Raw genomic sequence first — 18601 nt, 5'->3', positions numbered from 1 at the left:
TTTTCACAGTAATTCTGCACGGTTACTTTCCCTGTTGCTCTGATGGTAATTATTTTTGTGGTGACTGCTTTGATGACAACTGCTTTGGTGAAAATGAGGCTGGCTTACTGAAAATACCGGCAAGATGATCAGCAGCCAGTTCTTTACAGTAGCGTTGGGTCATTCGTTGTGAGCCGACAGAATAGAGCTCAAGCTGATTAATACAGTCAACCAGATCGGACTGCTGCTGTTTTTCCAGCTGTAGCTCAAACTGAAGCGATTCACGATAAAGCGTATCCGGCAGATGAACTTTCAGTTTTCTGCGGAGTTCCCGGTAGCTGTGCAGCAATCCTTCGGTCGGACCAATGCAGGTCAGCACCCGGTGCCAGTCCTGTTCATCGATACTCGCCTGTTGTTCATCCAGCCATTTGAGTAACAGTAATAAGTTGACATTGCCGTGGTAGTTGTTTTGTAGGCTCAGGCAGGCTTCTTTTACTTCCCGCACACTGTAATATTGCAAACTGAATTGCCAGAGTCGCTCCAGTGTCAGGGAAATATGAACCTGCGTCTGAGTCATAGAGAATTGAACTCCTGTTCCATCTGTTCAAGGTGTTCTTGCTGTTCCATCCACTGGGATTCCACTTCATCAAGATCAGATTTGCTTTGAGCCTGAAGTGCCAGCACCTGAGTAAGTTTAGCTTTATTCTCGCTTTCATACAGCGAGGAATCGGCTAATTGCTGCTCGGCATCGCTGAGGGTCGCATGTAATCTATCGATTTCCTGCTCCAGTTGTGTCAGCTTCTTGCGAATTGGTGCTGTTTGTTTGCGTAATTCGGCTTCTTTACGTTTCTGCTCTTTTTTGGCTGCGGCACTGAACTGACTCTCTTTTGCCGGAGTCTGTTCTCTCTTTTCCTGTTTTTGTTGATCGGTCAGCCAGCGATAGTAGTCATTCAGGTCGCCATCGAATGATGCAACCTGTGCATCATGAACCAGATAGAAATCATCAGTGGTTGCCCGGAGCAGATACCGATCGTGACTGACGATAACCATTGCACCTTCATAAGTCTGTAATGCCAGAGTCAGTGCCTGACGCATATCCAGGTCAAGGTGGTTGGTCGGTTCATCCAGTAGCAGCAGATTTGGTTTCTGCCAGACGATAAGTGCCAGTACCAGACGGGCTTTTTCTCCGCCGGAGAATGGCGCTACTTTTTCCAGAGCTTTGTCTCCCTGAAAGCCGAAACTACCGAGATAATCTCTCAACTGTTGTTCCGTATGATTTGGAGCGATCTGCATCAAATGCTGCAATGGGGTTTCTTCAGGGTGGAGTGTTTCCAACTGATGCTGGGCAAAATAACCGATCTTCACGCCCTGAGAATAAGTTAGTGAGCCGCTCTGAGGTTTTAGCTCTCCGGACAGAAGTTTAATGAGTGTCGATTTACCGGCACCATTACGACCCAGAAGCCCGATACGACTGCCCGGAACCAGATTGAGTCTGATCTGACTGAGAATGGAAACATCACCATATCCGGCACTGACTTCATCCATCATCAGAATTGGATTTGGCAATGCAGCCGGTTCTCTGAACTCAAAGCTGAAAGGGTTATCTAACTGAGCCGGCAGAACTTTTTCCATCCGTTCCAGTGCTTTGATCCGGCTCTGTGCCTGCCGGGCTTTAGATGCTTTATAGCGGAAGCGATCAATATAACTCTGCATATGCGAGATCTGTTTTTGCTGCTTCTGATAAATGGCCTGTTGCAGGACCAGTTTTTCAGCTCTCTGATTCTCGAAAGAAGAATAGTTTCCGGTATATTCGTTGAGCTGCTGATTCTCGATATGGATAATTCTGCCGACGATTGGATCGAGGAAATCCCGGTCATGGGAGATTAACACCAGAGTCCCCGGATAATTTTGCAGCCAGCGTTCCAGCCACATTACGGCATCTAAATCCAGGTGGTTGGTTGGTTCGTCGAGTAACAGCAGATCGGAACGGCATAATAATGCCTGAGCCAGGTTCAGGCGCATCCGCCACCCTCCGGAGAATTGTGTCAGGTGCCACTGCATCTGTTCCTGACTGAACCCCAGACCGTCAAGTAACTCCGCGGCTCTTGCCCGGATACTATAGCCACCAATGGTTTCTATATGACCGTGTAGTTCTGCGACGCGGGTGCCTTCTCCATTTTGCTCCGCCTGTTGTAACTGTTTTTCCAGCAAACGGTATTCCCGATCACCATCGATGACATATTCAATCGCACTGCGTTCCAGAGCCGGTGTCTCCTGAGCGACCCAGGCAAGTTCCCATTGCGCGGGCATGTTGAATGAACCGGCATCGACACTCAGTTCATCTTTCAGTAACGCAAACAGAGTAGATTTGCCGCAGCCATTTTTACCGACCAGACCGACTTTGTCTCCCGGATGGATGGTTGCAGAGGCTTGTTCTAAAAGCGGTTTTCCGCCGCGTAGTAACTGAATATCAGAGAAGGTAATCATAAAAATTTTTGAGGTTGAAAGCGAACTGCCCGAAATAGTAGGTGGATTGACGATAAATGTCGATGATTAGGCGAGAGATCTTCTATTTATATGGCAGGTGATAACATATACACCAATAACCCCGGCTGGTGTTTCTGTGTGCTTATTTGTTGCCGGAGGAAGGTTATGACTTGAGTTGTTGTGATTTCACGACGAAAATAATTATTACAGAAATCGTCGGGAAAGATACGCGTGCTCTGGCTAAAATGCGTTATGATTCATCTAAATAGGAGTGAGTAAAATCATGGCAGATTCGGTTCCACTTATCATGAAATGCCCCAAAGTGCTGGTGATCTTTGCGCATCCGGAGCCTCAGAGTTCTGTCGTTAATCAGATATTGATCAAAGCGATCGAGCCGCTTGAGCATGTCACCATTCATGATCTTTATGCTGCCTATCCGGATTTCTTCATCGATGTGAATGCTGAACAGGCATTGCTGATGGAACACGATGTCATTGTCTTTCAGCATCCGTTATATATGTATTCCTGTCCTGCTTTGCTAAAAGAGTGGTTGGATCGGGTGTTATGCAAGGATTTCGCATTTGGTGCCCGGTGTGCGCTGGAAGGGAAACTCTGGCGTAGTGTCATTACCACCGGGGGGAAGAAAGCTGCTTTCGGCAGTAAGGGATACAACAAATATCCGCTGGATGAGATTTTACAGCCTTTTGAACTGGTTGCCTCTCTTTGTCGCATGGAGTGGTGTGAGCCGTTAATCTTATATTGGTCTCGTAATGTGACCGAAACCGAAAGGTACGGACATGCTGAGTCTTATCGTCGGTGGCTGAGTGCTCCTGAGATAACGAACACCCATCATCCAGAGGAGGAATAAATGGCTGCACTGACGAATGACTTTCTGCAAAGCGGTGCCGTATTTCTGACCGCGGCAGCGATTGCAGTGCCGGTGGCACAGCGGGCAGGACTGGGGTCAGTGCTGGGCTATCTGCTGGCCGGGGTTGCGATCGGTCCCTGGGGACTGGGATTGATCAATGACGTTGAAGCTATCTTGCATTTTGCCGAGTTTGGTGTTGTCCTGCTGCTTTTTGTCATTGGTCTGGAACTGAATCCCCGTAAGCTCTGGCAAATGAAATCACCTATTCTGGGGCTTGGCGGTGCTCAGGTTGTTGTGACCAGCGCTGTTTTAGCCAGCCTGATTCATTTTTTTGTCAGTAGCTGGCAGGCGAGTCTGGTGATGGGAATGGGGTTGGCACTTTCTTCCACGGCTATTGCTTTACGGGTTATAGAAGAGCAGGAGCTGGAGCGAAGTGAAACCGGGCAGTCCGGGTTTGCGGTACTGTTATTTCAGGATATCGCAGTGATCCCGATGCTGGCGCTTCTTCCTGTTCTGGCCGGGAATTCTGCCGGAGAGTGGATCGATGGTCTCTGGATGTTATGTGGTATCGTCGGATTGCTGGTTGGCGGTCACTTCCTGCTGAGTCCTTTGTTTCGCTATATTGTGATGAGCGGTGTCAGGGAATTATTCACAGTAGCCGCTCTCCTGCTGGTGATCAGTATTGCGTTGCTGATGCAGTTTCTGGGGTTGTCTATGGCTCTGGGAACTTTCCTGGCCGGTGTGCTACTGGCAGAGAGTGAATTCCGCCATGAACTGGAAGTTTCGATAGAGCCATTTAAAGGTTTACTACTCGGGCTATTTTTTATGGCCATCGGTATGGCGGTTGATTTGGGGCTGCTCATTCAGAATCCGCTACAGATTTTAGCCGCTGTAGCCATTCTTGTGGCAGTGAAAGGTGGTGTCCTTTATTTACTGGCGCGACTGTTCGGAACCCGGGCTAAAGCTCGTAGTAATATGGCGGCGATTCTGAGCCAGGGCGGTGAATTTGCTTTTGTTATTTTTACCGCGGCGCAATCTGAAGGATTGCTACAATCAGAGCAAACCTCATTTTTGCTGGTGGTCGTCAGTTTATCCATGGTGACGACACCGATATTGCTCAGCATTCAGAGGCGCTGGTTTGCCCGCGGATTCAATACGGCAGATGACCTGACTGTTGATGTTGAAAATCATGAGCCGAGAGTCATTATTGCCGGGTTTGGGCGGTTTGGACAAATTGTCGGCCGTCTGATGTTCGCCAATAAAATTAAAGTCACCATTCTTGAAAGTGATGCCAGCCAGATAAAGTTACTGCGTAAATATGGCTATCAGGTATTTTACGGAGATGCTTCCAATCTAGAGTTGCTTCGTTCTGCCGGTGCGGAAGATGCAGAAGCGATTGTGATATGCACGGATGATCCGGATGAAGTGATGGCGATCGTCGAATTATGTCAGCATCATTTTCCGACGCTGAAAATTCTGTCCCGGGCCCGGAGCCGGGTTGAAGCGTATCAGTTACTGAACCATGGAGTCGAACATTACTCTAGAGAAACCTTTCTGGGCGCTCTGGATTTAGGGCGGCAGACCTTGGTTGAATTGGGGATGCATCCGTATCAGGCGAAACGAGCCGAGTCACATTTTCGTCGTCTGGATAACGCTATGCTAAAAGAGCTTCTGCCAATGCATAATGAAGATAAGCAACTTTCATTGCGGGCCAAAGAGGTCAGGCAGGAGCTGGAAGAAATATTTGGGCGTGAAATGGAAAAAGACCATCAGGCTCGTGATTTTTGGGAAAGAGAGCAAGATTAAATGGCAGGAACAAAGAAACGTTTTATTGCCGGAGCCAGTTGTCCACAGTGTCAGACAGCTGATTCGCTACGCTGGTGGGAAGATCATCAGATTGAGTATGTCGAGTGTGTCGAATGTGATTACACCGAACAGAGAACTCCACGTTCAGTTCAGCAGAGTACTCATGCAGAAGAAGCAATGATTGGTATTTTTAAACCGGATTAATTGAGGTTTTGAGGAGAGTTCTTCATAATATTGCGCAGTTCTCCAAGGATTTCCGATCGCTTGGACATATGCTATACGGTCACGACAGGTGACAAAATACACTCGATGCCTTGGAGCGTTTATGAAAATTGAAAAGAATGTTGTGGTGAGTCTGGCTTATCAACTCAAACTGGAAGATGGTGTTGTAGCCGATCAGTCAACAGCTGATGCCCCACTCGATTACCTGCATGGTCACAACAACCTGATTGTAGGACTGGAGCGTGAGCTTGAAGGTAAAGTTGCAGGAGACAAATTTACCGCAACAGTCGCACCTGAAGATGCATACGGTGAATATAATGATGATCTGGTTCAGCGTGTGCCGGCAGATGTATTCCATGGTGTTGATCAGCTTGAAGCGGGCATGCGTTTTCTGGCGGAAACCGATCAGGGCCAGATTCCGGTTGAAATTACTGAAGTCGATGGTGATGAAGTTGTGGTTGATGGTAACCACATGCTGGCTGGTCAGACTCTGACTTTTGACGTTGAGGTAGTTGCCGTTCGTTCTGCAACTGATGAAGAAATTGCGCATGGGCATATTCATCAGGGCGGTGGCTGTGGTCACGGTCATGAACATGGTGAAGAAGGCTGCTGTGGTGGTCACGATCACGAGCATGGTGAAGAAGGTTGCTGTGGTGGTAACGGCGGTTGCGGTTGCCATTAATTGAATCCTGATTCGCTTCACTGAATCTTTATGGAAACACCTGCCCTTTTGTGCAGGTGTTTTTTGTTGGTCTGACAGGATGTATGTATGAATAAACCTTTTGCTATTGCGATTCATGGTGGTGCCGGGACAATTTTGCGTTCTCAGATGACCTGCGACATTCGCCGGGAGATTGAATCGGCTCTGGATATGGCTGTCAGCCAGGGACATGAGTTGCTTCGACAAGGGAAAAGTGCAGTGGATGCTGTCGTGTGTGCAGTTAGAATTCTTGAGGATTCACCACATTTTAATGCTGGAAAAGGTTCGGTGCTGACGGATAAAGAGATGGTAGAAATGGATGCTGCCGTTATGAGCGGTAAACAGCGGCAGGCTGGTGCTGTTGCTGGTATCCGGCATATCCGGAATCCGGTGTTACTTGCCAGAGATGTGATGCAGAAAAGTGAGCATGTATTGCTCATCGGTGAGGGTGCTGAAGAATTTGCGTCAAATCTGGGGTATGACTACACCGAACAGGATTATTTCTTTACCGACCGGCGCTATGAACAGCTTTTAGCGATGAAGGAGCAGGGAAAAGTGGCTCTTTCTGAATCTCATTATCCTGATGATCATAAATTTGGAACTGTCGGAGCAGTTGCGCTGGACGCCGAAGGAAATCTGGCTGCTGCGACCAGTACGGGTGGAGTGACGAATAAACACTATGGCCGGGTTGGTGACTCGCCGATCATCGGGGCAGGGACATATGCCGAGAACCATCGTGTTGCAGTTTCTGCTACCGGAATGGGAGAAGTATTCATCCGCTGTTGTGTCGCCAGTGATGTTGCAGCCCGAATGCGCTATTTGCAGGAAGATATTCATACCGCCTGTACATCCGTAATTCAGGGAGATGTGAAGATGCTGGGCGGAGAAGGTGGTTTGATTGCAATTGATCAGAATGGTGAAATTCATTTTGGAATCAACTGTTCGGGAATGTATCGTGGTTGCATAGATATTCATGGGAAAAAACAGATCAAAATCTATGCTGATGAGTAGTGATGTTGCATCCGACGCAAACGATTTCGTTTTGATGATAAAATAGAACAAAAAGTTATTTTTTTATGAAATTTTTATGCTTAAAAAATGACTGCATCACGAAACATTCGGTGGTAGAATCCATTTTTAACCAGCAATCAGATTTGGAAAGATGGGAAATAACGTAGTCGTACTAGGCACCCAATGGGGTGATGAAGGTAAAGGAAAAATTGTTGATCTGCTTACTGAAGATGCAAAGTATGTTGTCCGTTATCAGGGCGGCCATAATGCAGGTCATACACTGGTCATTGACGGTGAAAAAACCGTTCTTCACTTGATTCCATCTGGAATTCTCCGCGAACACGTAAAATGTATTATCGGTAATGGTGTGGTACTTTCGCCGGATGCTCTTCTGAAAGAAATGGGAGAGCTGGAAGCGCGGGGTATTCCTGTCCGTGAACGTCTTTCTATTTCTGAAGCCTGCCCTCTGATTCTGCCATACCATATTGCTCTGGATCAGGCACGTGAAGCCGCTCGTGGTAAGAAAGCCATCGGCACAACCGGTCGTGGTATCGGCCCTGCTTACGAAGACAAAGTTGCTCGTCGTGGTTTGCGTGTCGGAGATCTGTTTGATCGGGCTGCTTTCGCTGGAAAACTACAGGAAGTCATGGAATATCATAACTTCCAGCTGGTCAATTTCTATAAGGTTGAACCAGTCAGTTACGATGAAGTTCTGGAACAGGTCATGGGCTATGCCGACGTGTTAACGTCAATGGTGATTGATGTTACCGATGAACTTGATGCAGCCCGCAAGCGCGGTGACAAAATCATGTTTGAAGGGGCTCAGGGAACTCTTCTGGATATCGATCACGGGACTTATCCTTATGTAACTTCTTCAAATACTACTGCAGGCGGTGTTGCTGCCGGATCCGGTTTCGGCCCTTGCCACCTTGGATATATTCTTGGTATTGCTAAAGCTTATTGTACCCGCGTTGGTGCTGGTCCTTTCCCAACGGAGTTGAATGACGAAGTTGGTGAACATCTGGGAACCAAAGGGCAGGAGTTTGGTGCAACAACAGGCCGTAAACGTCGTTGTGGCTGGTTTGATGCTGTTGCGATGCGTCGTGCAATTCAAATCAACTCAATTACTGGTTTCTGTATGACTAAGCTGGATGTACTGGATGGTTTGAAAGAAATCAAAATCTGTACTGGTTATCAAATGCAGGATGGATCGGTTGCGGAAGTCTCTCCGATGGCTGCCGATGCATACGAGCATGTTACACCGATTTATGAAACGATGCCGGGCTGGTCTGACAGCACATTCGGTGCCAAATCACTTGAGGATTTACCTCAGGCTGCTCTGAACTATGTTCAGCGAATCGAAGAGTTGACGGGTGTTCCTGTCGATATTATTTCAACAGGTCCGGACCGGAATGAAACTATTATTAAAGTTCATCCGTTCAGTGTTGCGTAACACATACTGTTTGATAGCAAAGCCGGTCTTTGAGGACCGGCTTTTTGCTTTTTCAGGGATTGTTATGTACAGTTGGGTTGTGTAAAAAATCGACAATAACTTTCTCCTAAAGTCATTTGTTCGTCTGCCGATACGGTATTTAAGCCCTGGGAAAAGAGGGTGAAATCGTAAAGCGATCGTTCAAAAAAGAGTATGTATATGAGGCTACTAAGGGTAGCAGCTTCGTTGTTAATGATGCTGAGCGTTTCAGGCTATGCAGCTGTCGCTGATGTCGGACCGCCTGTCCCTATCTATTCCGAAGCTGAGTTGATTCAATTAATCGAACAGAACAAGCATCTGGAGCGAGTCAAAGCAGATAAATGTCAGCTGGTTGAAGATATCGTTGCTCGTGCAACGCGTATCAATTTACCATCATATGAATTTTTGTATGGTGATATGCTGGCATCGGGCGTGTGTGTAACTCAGGATGCAGAGCTGGGCTTGTATTATATAGAGGCTGCGGCTAGTCAGGGCTTGCCGACCGCGCTTGAGCAACTGGGGCGCTATTATGCTGAAGGTATTCTTGTTCAGCAAGACAGAGAAAGAGCGATTGTCTACCTGAGAGAAGCTTCGGCGATGGGGAACCTGAAAGCGCGAGTGAAGCTGGCTGAATTACTGCTCAGAGATTATGGTAGCCCGCTTGATTATGAAGATGCTTACCGATGGCTGTATCACTCCGTAACAGCCGATTCCCGGATGCACAAACGTATTGCGATGTTGCGTCAGGGACTTGAACAGCGGATGCCCGATAATATTATCGCCCGGGCAAAACTGAGAGAAACTTTCTGGTAGCCGTGCAGGCCACCAGTCTGTTTTGTTATCTTTACTGAAAACTTGCCTAGTTTAACCACCTGATTTTTTGAAGAAATCACAACTTCCCGCTAATATAGTGATCAACAACCCGTATCGATGCTTTTCTGCATGTTCAATGAAACATGTTCCGGCAGGCAGCATTTTAAAAAATGACCTTCCTTTAGGACGACTTATGTCTGACACAATTCAAAACGATCCGTTTGCTGATCGTGAAGCAAATAACTATGACAATCCCATTCCCAGCCGAGAGTTCATTCTGGAATTTCTGACTCAGGCAAATGTACCGATGAACCGTAATGATCTGTTTGAGGCGTTACAGCTCTCAGGGGAAGAACAGTATGAAGGATTACGTCGTCGCCTGAGGGCCATGGAAAGAGATGGGCAACTCGTTTTTACCCGGCGTCAGTGTTATGCCCTGCCGGAAAAACTGGAGATGATTAAGGGTTATGTCATTGGCCATAAAGATGGTCACGGCTGGGTCAGGCCGGAAGGAAACCGAGGTAAAGAAGAGGATATTTTACTGCCTCATCACCAGATGAGAACGTTGATCCACGGCGATTATGTTTTAGTTCAGCCGGATGGAACCGACAAAAAAGGCCGGAAAGAAGGTCGGCTGGTGCGGATTCTGGAGGAAAGAAACAGCCAGATTGTCGGGCGATTTTTCTTTGAACACGGGTATTCTTATGTGGTTCCTGACGACTCTAGAATCAGTCATGACATTTTGATTCCGGATGAAGCCCGCACCGGTGCCCGGATGGGGAATGTCGTTGTGATTGAAATTACCGACAGGGGCAGTCGTTCCAGAGGAATGATGGGGAAAGTCATTGAGGTTCTGGGTGAGAATATGGCGCCGGGTATGGAAACGCAGATAGCAATCCGTACACACCAGATTCCCCATGAATGGCCAGAAGCTGTTGAGCAGCAGGTGAAACAGTTTACGGAACAAGTTCCGGAAGAAGCAAAACAGGGACGGGTGGATTTAAGATCACTGCCATTGGTGACGATTGACGGTGAAGATGCACGGGACTTTGATGACGCCGTCTATTGTGAAGCAAAGAAAGGGGGCGGATGGCGTCTCTGGGTTGCAATTGCTGATGTGAGTTATTACGTCAGAACGGATTCCGCGCTGGATAAAGAAGCAGTGAACCGTGGTAATTCGGTTTATTTTCCTTCGCAGGTTGTTCCGATGTTACCGGAAATTCTGTCAAATGGACTCTGCTCGCTCAATCCGCAGGTTGACCGTTTGTGTATGGTCTGTGAGATGACGATTTCAGCCACAGGGAAACTCTCGGGCTACAAACATTATGAAGCAGTGATGAATTCTCACGCGCGGCTGACTTATAACAAAGTCGCCGCAATTCTGGATGGTGAAGAGGAACTTCGCGAGCGCTATGAATCATTAGTTCCTCATTTGGAAGAATTGCACCGCATGTACCAGGTTCTGAAAGGTGCGAGAGAAAGCCGGGGTGCGATTGAGTTTGAAACTGTGGAAACGAAGTTTATCTTCAATGCTGAGCGGAAAATCGAGCGGATTGAACCGTTGATCCGTAATGACGCACACAAAATCATTGAAGAATGTATGATTCTGGCTAATATCGCATCGGCTTCTCTGGTTGAGAAAATGAAAGAGCCGGCATTGTACCGGATTCATGAGACTCCGGGAGAAGAACGCCTGATGGGATTCCGGGATTTTCTGGGAGAGTTAGGGCTGAATCTGACCGGCGGGCTGGAGCCATCTCCGACAGACTATGCAATCCTGATGAAGCAAGTAGGAAACCGGCCTGATCATGAGTTGATTCAGACGATGTTGCTCCGCTCCATGAAGCAGGCGGTATACAATCCCGATAACTGTGGTCACTTTGGACTGGCTTTAAAACGCTACGCCCATTTTACTTCTCCGATTCGACGTTATCCCGACTTATTATTACATCGGGCGATTAAATATCAGATTGCGAAACATCAGGGAACGAATAAAGATCGCTGGACACCGACGGGCGGTTATCATTACTCATTTGATGACATGGACTATTACGGTGAGCAATGTTCAATGACAGAGCGTCGGGCTGATGATGCGACGAGAGACGTTTCTGACTGGCTGAAATGCGAATACATGCAGGATCATGTTGGTGAAGTGCTGGATGGTGTGATCGCCAATGTGACTGGCTTTGGTTTCTTTGTCCGTCTGACCGAACTGCACATTGATGGATTGGTACATATTTCTACGTTAGCGAATGACTACTATCAGTATGATCCGATAGGACAGCGCCTGATTGGTGAAAGTTTTGGTCTGATATATCGCCTGGGTGATGCCGTGAAAGTCAAAGTTCAGGCAGTTAATCTGGATGATCGTCATATTGACTTTGAATTGGTCGAAACAAGTCGTAAGCTACGCGGCGAAGGAAAAACTGCTAAAAAACGTGAGGTAGAAGCCAGGCAAGGGAAGAAAGGAACTTCCCGCCGTCAGCGGAAAGCGATACCAAGTATTGAGCCGGTGAAACGGCCAGAAGACGAAGATGGTAGCCATAAAAAGACGGCCAAGAAGAAGAGTAAGTCTGAAAAAGCCCGTAAGAAAAAAGCGCGAAGTGGTAAATCTAAATCAGCCAAAACTCGTAAATGATAGGTAACAGATGAGTAATGAATTTATATATGGCATTCATGCTGTGAGTGCTGTACTGGAGAAAAGTCCGGATCGGTTGATCGAAGTTTTTGTCCTGAAAGAACGGCAGGACAGTCGCCTGCTTCCGGTCTTGGATGAATTGCAAGGGCTGGGTATTTCGATTCAGCAGATGAATCGTCAGGCATTGGATAAGAAGTCCAAAGGCGCCAGTCACCAAGGGATCATGGCAAGAGTGAAACCAGCCAAAGTATTGAATGAGCATGATTTAGATGTGATTTTACAAGGTGAAGAACAGCCTTTACTGCTGGTTTTGGATGGAGTGACAGATCCGCATAACCTTGGCGCCTGTCTGAGAAATGCCGATGCTGCCGGCGTGGCCGCTGTGATCGTTCCGAAAGATAAATCTGCGCCGATGAATGCGACAGTCAGTAAAGTTGCCTGTGGTGCGGCCGAAACGGTTCCTCTGGTGAGAGTCACGAATCTGGCCAGAACGATGAGAGCTTTACAGGAAAATGGCGTCTGGTTTGTCGGGACTGCCGGAGAAGCAACTCAGGATATTTACCAGTCGAAACTGACCGGTCCTCTGGCGATAGTGATGGGAGCTGAAGGTGATGGTATGCGTCGCCTGACCCGGGAAACCTGTGATGAACTGATTAAGATTCCGATGGCGGGTAGCGTTTCTAGTCTAAACGTTTCTGTTGCGACCGGCATCTGCCTTTTTGAGGCGGTCAGACAGCGTTTGTTACGTTAGATTGGCTTTATATTTACTGGCTCCGGATTCCACGGCGGAGCCAGTATTTCTCTCCTCTGTGTGATTTCGATTATTTTTCCGGCAAACCTTGCATGTCATCGTTCTATCTGTATAATACCCCTCCACTGGTTAAGCCAGTTGTGAACCAATGAGCAGCAAGGAGCTGATATATCTTATTGATTTATCAGGTAATGTATACTTAGCTTATGTTCGCAGTTAATATGAATTAGCTTAAATATAAAGTTGATCTAAATTAGCTGACAATGTTCCCAATTAGGGAGCTACGGTTTCACATGAATCAATCGGCATTCTCTCGCAGTTAAGTGAGTCTGAGTGGCGATATTGTTTGTGTAATTTTTTGAATTTGGAGCTCTGTCTCATGCAGAACCAACGTATCCGAATCCGCCTGAAAGCTTTCGATTATAAACTGATCGATGCTTCTACTGCGGAAATCGTTGAAACAGCAAAGCGTACCGGCGCACAGGTTCGTGGTCCTATTCCACTACCTACTCGTAAAGAGCGTTTCACTGTTCTTATCTCTCCACACGTCAACAAAGATGCTCGTGACCAGTACGAAATCCGTACTCACAAACGTCTAATCGACATCGTTGAGCCAACAGACAAAACTGTTGACGCTCTGATGCGTCTCGATCTTGCTGCTGGCGTTGATGTACAAATCAGCCTGGGTTAAGGGAGATTAGAATAATGATTGGTCTAGTCGGACGTAAAGTGGGTATGACCCGCGTATTTACCGAAGAAGGCGTTTCTATCCCAGTTACAGTTGTTGAGGTTGAAGCGAATCGTGTTGCTCAGGTTAAAACACTTGAAACTGACGGTTACACTGCAATCCAAGTAACTTCTGGTGCGAAAAAAGCCAACCGTGTATCTAAGCCAGAAGCTGGTCACTTTGCGAAAGCAGGTGTTGAAGCTGGCCGCGGTCTTTGGGAATTCCGTTTAGAAAACGGAGAAGAGTTTTCAGTTGGTTCAGAACTGACTGTTGAACTTTTCAATGAAGTAAAAAAAGTAGACGTTACTGGTACATCAAAGGGTAAAGGTTTCCAAGGTGCTGTGAAGCGCTGGAACTTCCGCACTCAAGATATGACTCACGGTAACTCATTGTCGCATCGTGCTCCTGGTTCTATCGGTCAATGTCAGACTCCGGGTCGCGTGTTCAAAGGCAAAAAAATGGCAGGTCACATGGGTGCTGAGCGTGTAACGACTCAAAACCTGGAGATCGTACGTGTTGACGCTGAGCGCAATCTGCTTCTGATTAAAGGTGCAGTCCCTGGTGCTATCGGTGGTGACGTGATCGTTAAACCAGCTGTTAAAGCATAACGTCTAGGAGTAAGTAATGGAATTGATGGTTAAAGGTGCCGACGCACTAACTGTTTCCGAAACTACTTTCGGACGTGAGTTCAACGAAGCTCTTGTTCATCAAGTAGTTGTTGCGTATGCAGCAGGTGCTCGTCAAGGTACTCGTGCTCAAAAAACACGTTCAGAAGTTTCTGGCGGTGGCGCTAAACCATGGCGTCAAAAAGGTACTGGCCGTGCACGTGCTGGTACAATCCGTAGCCCAATCTGGCGTACAGGTGGTGTTACTTTTGCTGCGAAACCACAGGATCACAGCCAAAAAGTAAACAAAAAAATGTACCGCGGTGCTATGAAGAGCATTCTTTCTGAACTGGTTCGTCAAGAGCGTCTGATTGTTGTTGATGACTTCTCAGTAGAAGCTCCAAAAACCAAAGAACTGGTAGCTAAGCTTAAAGAACTTGAGCTTAACGATGTACTTATCGTTACTGGTGAAGTAGACGAGAATCTGTTCTTAGCTGCTCGTAACCTTTATAAAGTTGACGTACGTGATGCAGCAGGTATCGACCCTGTCAGCCTGATCGCGTTTGACAAGGTTCTTATGACTGCTTCTGCAGTTAAGCAAGTTGAGGAGATGCTGGCATGATTAGCGAAGAGCGTCTACTAAAAGTTCTACGTGCTCCGCACATCTCTGAAAAAGCAACGATGGCTGCAGAGAAAGCTAACACAATTGTTTTCAAAGTAGCGAAAGATGCAACGAAAAAAGAGATCAAAGCAGCTGTAGAAAAGCTATTTGAAGTTGAAGTTGAATCTGTAAATACTCTTATTGCTAAGGGTAAGACTAAACGTCAAGGTTTGCGCCAAGGCCGTCGTAGCGACGTGAAAAAAGCGTATGTAACTTTGAAAGAAGGTCAGGATCTTGACTTCGTTGGCGGCGCGGAATAACAGGAGTAGTTGAAAAATGGCTATTGTTAAATGTAAGCCGACTTCGGCTGGTCGCCGTCACGTCGTTAAAGTTGTGAATAATGACCTGCATAAAGGTAAACCTTATGCTCCGCTTTTAGAAAAGAATTCTAAAAACGGTGGTCGTAACAACAACGGTCGTATCACAGTACGTCACATCGGTGGTGGTCACAAGCAACACTATCGTTTGATTGACTTCAAACGTACTAAAGATGGCATTCCGGCAAAAGTTGAGCGTCTGGAATACGATCCAAACCGTAGCGCAAATATCGCTCTGGTTCTTTATGCAGATGGTGAACGTCGTTACATCATTGCACCAAAAGGTCTTCAAGCTGGTGATGTGATCCAGTCTGGTGTTGATGCGCCTATCAAAGCAGGTAACACTCTGCCTATGCGCAATATCCCAGTTGGTTCAACCGTTCACTGTGTTGAATTGAAACCTGGTAAAGGTGCACAGCTTGCGCGTTCTGCTGGTGCTTATGCACAGATCGTCGCTCGTGACGGTGCATACGCAACGATTCGTCTGCGCTCTGGTGAGATGCGTCGCGTGCCTGCTGAAGGCCGTGCAACTATCGGTGAAGTCGGCAACTCTGAGCACATGCTTCGTGAACTTGGTAAAGCAGGTGCTACACGTTGGCGCGGTGTTCGTCCTACCGTTCGCGGTGTTGTGATGAACCCGGTTGATCACCCACACGGTGGTGGTGAAGGCCGTACTTCTGGTGGTCGTCATCCTGTGTCTCCTTGGGGTATGCCTACTAAAGGCTTCAAGACCCGTAAGAACAAACGCACCGACAAGTACATTGTACGTCGTCGTAATAAGTAATCTATATAAGAGGATAAGCCATGCCACGTTCTCTCAAGAAAGGTCCATTTATTGACCTACACTTGCTGAAGAAGGTAGAGAAAGCGGTGGAAAGCGGAGACAAAAAGCCTATTAAGACTTGGTCCCGTCGTTCAATGATCATTCCATCAATGATTGGTTTGACCATCGCTGTCCATAATGGTCGTCAGCACGTTCCGGTTTTCGTAACTGATGAAATGATCGGTCACAAACTGGGTGAATTTGCACCAACACGTACTTATCGCGGTCATGCTGCAGATAAGAAAGCGAAGAAGAAGTAAGGAGTAGATGATGGAAGCTGTTGCTAAACATAACTTTGCTCGTATTTCTCCACAGAAAGCTCGCTTAGTTGCAGATTTAATCCGTGGTAAGTCTGTCGATCAGGCTCTGGAAATTCTGACTTTCAGCAACAAAAAAGCTGCTGACTTAGTTAAGAAAGTTCTTGAGTCAGCTATCGCAAACGCGGAGCACAACGAAGGTGCAGATATTGACGACCTAAGCGTCGCAAAAATCTTCGTAGATGAGGGCCCTGTCATGAAGCGTATTATGCCTCGTGCCAAAGGCCGTGCGGACCGTATCTTGAAGCGTTCAAGCCACATTACTGTGGTTGTCGCAGATCGCTAAGAGACTAGGAGAGTAAGCAATGGGTCAGAAAGTACATCCAAATGGTATTCGTCTGGGCATCGTTAAGCCTTGGAATGCTACATGGTTTGCTAACACCAAAGATTTCGCTGACAACCTAGACGGCGACTTCAAGGTACGTCAATTCCTAACGAAGGAATTGTCAAAAGCGTCTCTATCGCGCATTGTTATCGAGCGTCCTGCGAAAAGCATCCGTGTGACTATCCACACGGCTCGCCCAGGTGTCGTTATCGGTAAGAAAGGTGAAGACGTCGAAAAACTACGTGCTGCGGTAGCGAAAATTGCAGGTGTACCAGCGCAAATCAACATCGCTGAAGTACGTAAGCCTGAGCTAGACGGTCAGTTAGTGGCTGATAGCATCGCGTCTCAGCTAGAGCGTCGTGTTATGTTCCGTCGTGCTATGAAGCGTGCGGTACAAAACGCAATGCGTCTAGGTGCTAAGGGTATCAAAGTAGAAGTAAGTGGCCGTCTAGGCGGCGCTGAAATCGCACGTTCTGAGTGGTATCGTGAAGGTCGTGTACCTCTACATACTCTTCGTGCAGACATTGAGTACGCAACTTCTTCGGCTCACACTCAGTATGGTGTGATTGGCGTTAAAGTATGGATCTTCAAAGGAGAAATCCTAGGTGGGATGCCAGCTGCAAATGCAAATACCGCTGAGCCTAAAGGTGATAAGCCTAAGAAACAGCGTAAAGGCCGTAAGTAAGGAGTCGACAGATGCTACAACCTAAACGTACAAAGTTCCGTAAGGTTCATACTGGTCGCAACCGTGGTCTGGCTAAAGGTACTGATGTTTCTTTCGGTACTTTTGGTTTGAAAGCTGTCGGCCGTGGTCGTTTGACTGCTCGTCAGATCGAAGCGGCTCGTCGTGCGATGACACGTCACGTTAAGCGTCAAGGTAAAATCTGGATTCGTGTATTCCCAGACAAGCCTATCACAGAAAAACCACTTGAAGTTCGTCAGGGTAAGGGTAAAGGTAACGTTGAGTACTGGGTAGCCCAAATCCAACCTGGTAAGGTTATGTACGAAATGGATGGTGTACCTGAAGAATTGGCACGTGAAGCATTTGCGCTTGCAGCTGCAAAACTTCCGTTCAAGACTACTTTCGTAATTAAGCAGGTGATGTGATGAAAGCACAAGATCTACGCGAAAAAAGCGTTGAAGAGCTGAACTCTGAGCTATTGAATTTGCTACGTGAACAGTTCAACTTGCGCATGCAAGCAGCAACTGGTCAACTACAGCAGACTCATACTCTGAAAGCTGTACGCCGTGATATCGCACGTGTGAAAACTGTTTTGACTGAGAAGGCAGGCGCATAATGAGCGACAAAATTCGTACTCAATTAGGTCGTGTTGTAAGCGACAAGATGGACAAGTCTATCGTTGTTGCTATCGAACGCTTCGTAAAACATCCGATTTACGGTAAGTTCGTTAAGCGCACGACTAAAATTCACGCACATGACGAAAACAACGAGTGTGGCTTAGGCGATACTGTTGAAGTTCGTGAATGTCGTCCACTGTCTAAGACCAAATCTTGGACTTTGGTTAAAGTGGTAGAAAAAGCGAAAATTTAGTTTTTGTTTTTCAATAAAGAAACGGCTCCAATTATTTTTGGGGCCGTTTGTTTTTTGACTACCCAATCTGAAAAAAGGGTGGTACAATTCGCCTCCCTTTTTATAAGGCAGCCCGACCCGAGAGGGTCTAGTTTTAATATTTAGCGGAGCACTAACATGATCCAAATGCAAAGTATGCTGGACGCAGCTGATAACTCAGGCGCTCGCAGCGTAATGTGTATTAAGGTTCTGGGTGGCTCTCACCGTCGTTACGCACATATCGGCGATATCATCAAAGTTACCGTTAAAGAAGCAATTCCTCGCGGTAAAGTAAAAAAAGGTGATGTCCTGAAGGCGGTGGTAGTTCGCACCCGTAAAGGCGTACGTCGTCCAGACGGTTCTGTCATTCGCTTCGACCGTAACGCTTGTGTATTGTTGAACAACAATACTGAGCAACCAGTCGGTACACGTATCTTCGGTCCAGTGACTCGTGAACTTCGTAACGCGAAATTCATGAAGATTGTCTCACTGGCTCCAGAAGTATTGTAA

Annotated in this window: 23 protein-coding genes; 21 read left to right on the top strand and 2 right to left on the bottom strand. The window is 47.0% G+C overall.

The window, feature by feature from the left end; translation table 11 throughout:
- Positions 1-49 precede the first annotated feature (49 nt).
- Both OCU74_RS14480 and OCU74_RS14475 read right to left on the bottom strand, forming a co-directional pair.
- A complete protein-coding gene (locus OCU74_RS14480; RefSeq protein WP_087482288.1) occupies positions 50-556 on the bottom strand; it encodes a TIGR02444 family protein in 507 nt (168 codons plus the stop codon).
- Positions 553-2466 carry an ABC transporter ATP-binding protein gene (locus tag OCU74_RS14475; RefSeq protein ID WP_087482289.1) on the bottom strand — a complete coding sequence of 638 codons (1914 nt, stop codon included), beginning with the start codon at positions 2464-2466 and terminating at the stop codon, positions 553-555. The genes OCU74_RS14480 and OCU74_RS14475 overlap by 4 nt, the downstream gene beginning before the upstream one ends.
- 283 nt (positions 2467-2749) lie before the next feature.
- Here OCU74_RS14475 and kefG point away from each other — a divergent pair, with 283 nt between their 5' ends.
- From kefG to rplN, 21 genes are all read left to right on the top strand, one after another.
- Positions 2750-3334: a glutathione-regulated potassium-efflux system ancillary protein KefG gene (gene kefG / locus OCU74_RS14470; protein WP_087482290.1), complete on the top strand. Its 585-nt coding sequence runs from the start codon at positions 2750-2752 to the stop codon at positions 3332-3334.
- Positions 3335-5140, top strand: coding sequence for a glutathione-regulated potassium-efflux system protein KefB (gene kefB, locus OCU74_RS14465; RefSeq protein WP_087482291.1), 1806 nt, complete (start codon positions 3335-3337; stop codon positions 5138-5140).
- Positions 5141-5344: a YheV family putative zinc ribbon protein gene (locus OCU74_RS14460; RefSeq protein ID WP_087482292.1), complete on the top strand. Its 204-nt coding sequence runs from the start codon at positions 5141-5143 to the stop codon at positions 5342-5344.
- Positions 5345-5465: 121 nt separating this feature from the next.
- Positions 5466-6044, top strand: a complete 579-nt coding sequence (gene slyD, locus OCU74_RS14455) for a peptidylprolyl isomerase (protein WP_087482293.1) — start codon at positions 5466-5468, stop codon at positions 6042-6044.
- 87 nt (positions 6045-6131) lie between these two features.
- Complete coding sequence (locus OCU74_RS14450; protein ID WP_087482294.1) at positions 6132-7073, top strand: isoaspartyl peptidase/L-asparaginase family protein; 942 nt, start codon at positions 6132-6134, stop codon at positions 7071-7073.
- Between the two features lie 151 nt (positions 7074-7224).
- On the top strand, positions 7225-8526 hold the full coding sequence (locus tag OCU74_RS14445) for an adenylosuccinate synthase (protein ID WP_087482295.1): 1302 nt from the start codon (positions 7225-7227) through the stop codon (positions 8524-8526).
- A 198-nt stretch (positions 8527-8724) separates the two neighbouring features.
- Positions 8725-9357 carry a flagellar protein MotX gene (gene motX, locus OCU74_RS14440; RefSeq protein ID WP_087482296.1) on the top strand — a complete coding sequence of 211 codons (633 nt, stop codon included), beginning with the start codon at positions 8725-8727 and terminating at the stop codon, positions 9355-9357.
- Between the two features lie 193 nt (positions 9358-9550).
- Positions 9551-11995, top strand: a complete 2445-nt coding sequence (gene rnr, locus OCU74_RS14435; RefSeq protein WP_087482297.1) for a ribonuclease R — start codon at positions 9551-9553, stop codon at positions 11993-11995.
- Positions 11996-12005: 10 nt separating this feature from the next.
- Complete coding sequence (gene rlmB / locus OCU74_RS14430; protein WP_087482298.1) at positions 12006-12746, top strand: 23S rRNA (guanosine(2251)-2'-O)-methyltransferase RlmB; 741 nt, start codon at positions 12006-12008, stop codon at positions 12744-12746.
- Between the two features lie 379 nt (positions 12747-13125).
- On the top strand, positions 13126-13437 hold the full coding sequence (rpsJ, locus tag OCU74_RS14425) for a 30S ribosomal protein S10 (protein ID WP_001181007.1): 312 nt from the start codon (positions 13126-13128) through the stop codon (positions 13435-13437).
- A gap of 14 nt (positions 13438-13451) precedes the next feature.
- The gene (gene rplC / locus OCU74_RS14420; RefSeq protein WP_087482299.1) at positions 13452-14081 is read left to right on the top strand and encodes a 50S ribosomal protein L3; all 630 of its coding nucleotides are present in this window, start codon (positions 13452-13454) and stop codon (positions 14079-14081) included.
- A 16-nt stretch (positions 14082-14097) separates the two neighbouring features.
- A complete protein-coding gene (gene rplD / locus OCU74_RS14415) occupies positions 14098-14700 on the top strand; it encodes a 50S ribosomal protein L4 (RefSeq protein WP_038179121.1) in 603 nt (200 codons plus the stop codon).
- Entirely contained in the window at positions 14697-14999 is a 303-nt protein-coding gene (rplW, locus tag OCU74_RS14410; protein ID WP_087482300.1) for a 50S ribosomal protein L23, read from the top strand. Before rplD ends, rplW begins: the two co-directional genes overlap by 4 nt.
- 16 nt (positions 15000-15015) lie before the next feature.
- Positions 15016-15840, top strand: a complete 825-nt coding sequence (rplB, locus tag OCU74_RS14405; protein ID WP_087482301.1) for a 50S ribosomal protein L2 — start codon at positions 15016-15018, stop codon at positions 15838-15840.
- 20 nt (positions 15841-15860) lie between these two features.
- Entirely contained in the window at positions 15861-16139 is a 279-nt protein-coding gene (rpsS, locus tag OCU74_RS14400) for a 30S ribosomal protein S19 (protein ID WP_004398469.1), read from the top strand.
- A gap of 10 nt (positions 16140-16149) precedes the next feature.
- Positions 16150-16482: a 50S ribosomal protein L22 gene (rplV, locus tag OCU74_RS14395; RefSeq protein WP_038179118.1), complete on the top strand. Its 333-nt coding sequence runs from the start codon at positions 16150-16152 to the stop codon at positions 16480-16482.
- 19 nt (positions 16483-16501) lie between these two features.
- A complete protein-coding gene (rpsC, locus tag OCU74_RS14390) occupies positions 16502-17206 on the top strand; it encodes a 30S ribosomal protein S3 (RefSeq protein ID WP_087482302.1) in 705 nt (234 codons plus the stop codon).
- 11 nt (positions 17207-17217) lie between these two features.
- Positions 17218-17628 carry a 50S ribosomal protein L16 gene (gene rplP, locus OCU74_RS14385; protein WP_087482303.1) on the top strand — a complete coding sequence of 137 codons (411 nt, stop codon included), beginning with the start codon at positions 17218-17220 and terminating at the stop codon, positions 17626-17628.
- Positions 17628-17819 (top strand): 50S ribosomal protein L29, encoded by a 192-nt coding sequence (gene rpmC, locus OCU74_RS14380; RefSeq protein WP_011078825.1) that lies wholly within the window; start codon positions 17628-17630, stop codon positions 17817-17819. The genes rplP and rpmC overlap by 1 nt, the downstream gene beginning before the upstream one ends.
- Positions 17819-18073, top strand: coding sequence for a 30S ribosomal protein S17 (rpsQ, locus tag OCU74_RS14375; RefSeq protein WP_087482304.1), 255 nt, complete (start codon positions 17819-17821; stop codon positions 18071-18073). Before rpmC ends, rpsQ begins: the two co-directional genes overlap by 1 nt.
- Positions 18074-18229: 156 nt before the next feature.
- Positions 18230-18601 carry a 50S ribosomal protein L14 gene (gene rplN, locus OCU74_RS14370; RefSeq protein ID WP_021019652.1) on the top strand — a complete coding sequence of 124 codons (372 nt, stop codon included), beginning with the start codon at positions 18230-18232 and terminating at the stop codon, positions 18599-18601.

The sequence above is a fragment of the Vibrio mangrovi genome, assembly GCF_024346955.1.
Classification (GTDB): Bacteria; Pseudomonadota; Gammaproteobacteria; order Enterobacterales; family Vibrionaceae; genus Vibrio; species Vibrio mangrovi.
Note: the sequence above shows the minus strand (reverse complement) of the source record. Positions and strands in the feature narration are given on the sequence as shown.

Coding starts and splice junctions, on each gene's coding strand:
- rpsJ (WP_001181007.1), top strand. CDS start 13,126: ATGCAGAACCAACGTATCCGAATCCGCCTGAAAGCTTTCGATTATAAA.
- OCU74_RS14460 (WP_087482292.1), top strand. CDS start 5,141: ATGGCAGGAACAAAGAAACGTTTTATTGCCGGAGCCAGTTGTCCACAG.
- rplV (WP_038179118.1), top strand. CDS start 16,150: ATGGAAGCTGTTGCTAAACATAACTTTGCTCGTATTTCTCCACAGAAA.
- OCU74_RS14480 (WP_087482288.1), bottom strand. CDS start 556: ATGACTCAGACGCAGGTTCATATTTCCCTGACACTGGAGCGACTCTGG.
- rpsQ (WP_087482304.1), top strand. CDS start 17,819: ATGAGCGACAAAATTCGTACTCAATTAGGTCGTGTTGTAAGCGACAAG.
- rplC (WP_087482299.1), top strand. CDS start 13,452: ATGATTGGTCTAGTCGGACGTAAAGTGGGTATGACCCGCGTATTTACC.
- kefG (WP_087482290.1), top strand. CDS start 2,750: ATGGCAGATTCGGTTCCACTTATCATGAAATGCCCCAAAGTGCTGGTG.
- kefB (WP_087482291.1), top strand. CDS start 3,335: ATGGCTGCACTGACGAATGACTTTCTGCAAAGCGGTGCCGTATTTCTG.
- rlmB (WP_087482298.1), top strand. CDS start 12,006: ATGAGTAATGAATTTATATATGGCATTCATGCTGTGAGTGCTGTACTG.
- slyD (WP_087482293.1), top strand. CDS start 5,466: ATGAAAATTGAAAAGAATGTTGTGGTGAGTCTGGCTTATCAACTCAAA.
- rpsS (WP_004398469.1), top strand. CDS start 15,861: ATGCCACGTTCTCTCAAGAAAGGTCCATTTATTGACCTACACTTGCTG.
- rplW (WP_087482300.1), top strand. CDS start 14,697: ATGATTAGCGAAGAGCGTCTACTAAAAGTTCTACGTGCTCCGCACATC.
- OCU74_RS14475 (WP_087482289.1), bottom strand. CDS start 2,466: ATGATTACCTTCTCTGATATTCAGTTACTACGCGGCGGAAAACCGCTT.
- OCU74_RS14445 (WP_087482295.1), top strand. CDS start 7,225: ATGGGAAATAACGTAGTCGTACTAGGCACCCAATGGGGTGATGAAGGT.
- rplD (WP_038179121.1), top strand. CDS start 14,098: ATGGAATTGATGGTTAAAGGTGCCGACGCACTAACTGTTTCCGAAACT.
- motX (WP_087482296.1), top strand. CDS start 8,725: ATGAGGCTACTAAGGGTAGCAGCTTCGTTGTTAATGATGCTGAGCGTT.
- rplB (WP_087482301.1), top strand. CDS start 15,016: ATGGCTATTGTTAAATGTAAGCCGACTTCGGCTGGTCGCCGTCACGTC.
- rnr (WP_087482297.1), top strand. CDS start 9,551: ATGTCTGACACAATTCAAAACGATCCGTTTGCTGATCGTGAAGCAAAT.
- rplP (WP_087482303.1), top strand. CDS start 17,218: ATGCTACAACCTAAACGTACAAAGTTCCGTAAGGTTCATACTGGTCGC.
- rpsC (WP_087482302.1), top strand. CDS start 16,502: ATGGGTCAGAAAGTACATCCAAATGGTATTCGTCTGGGCATCGTTAAG.
- rpmC (WP_011078825.1), top strand. CDS start 17,628: ATGAAAGCACAAGATCTACGCGAAAAAAGCGTTGAAGAGCTGAACTCT.
- rplN (WP_021019652.1), top strand. CDS start 18,230: ATGATCCAAATGCAAAGTATGCTGGACGCAGCTGATAACTCAGGCGCT.
- OCU74_RS14450 (WP_087482294.1), top strand. CDS start 6,132: ATGAATAAACCTTTTGCTATTGCGATTCATGGTGGTGCCGGGACAATT.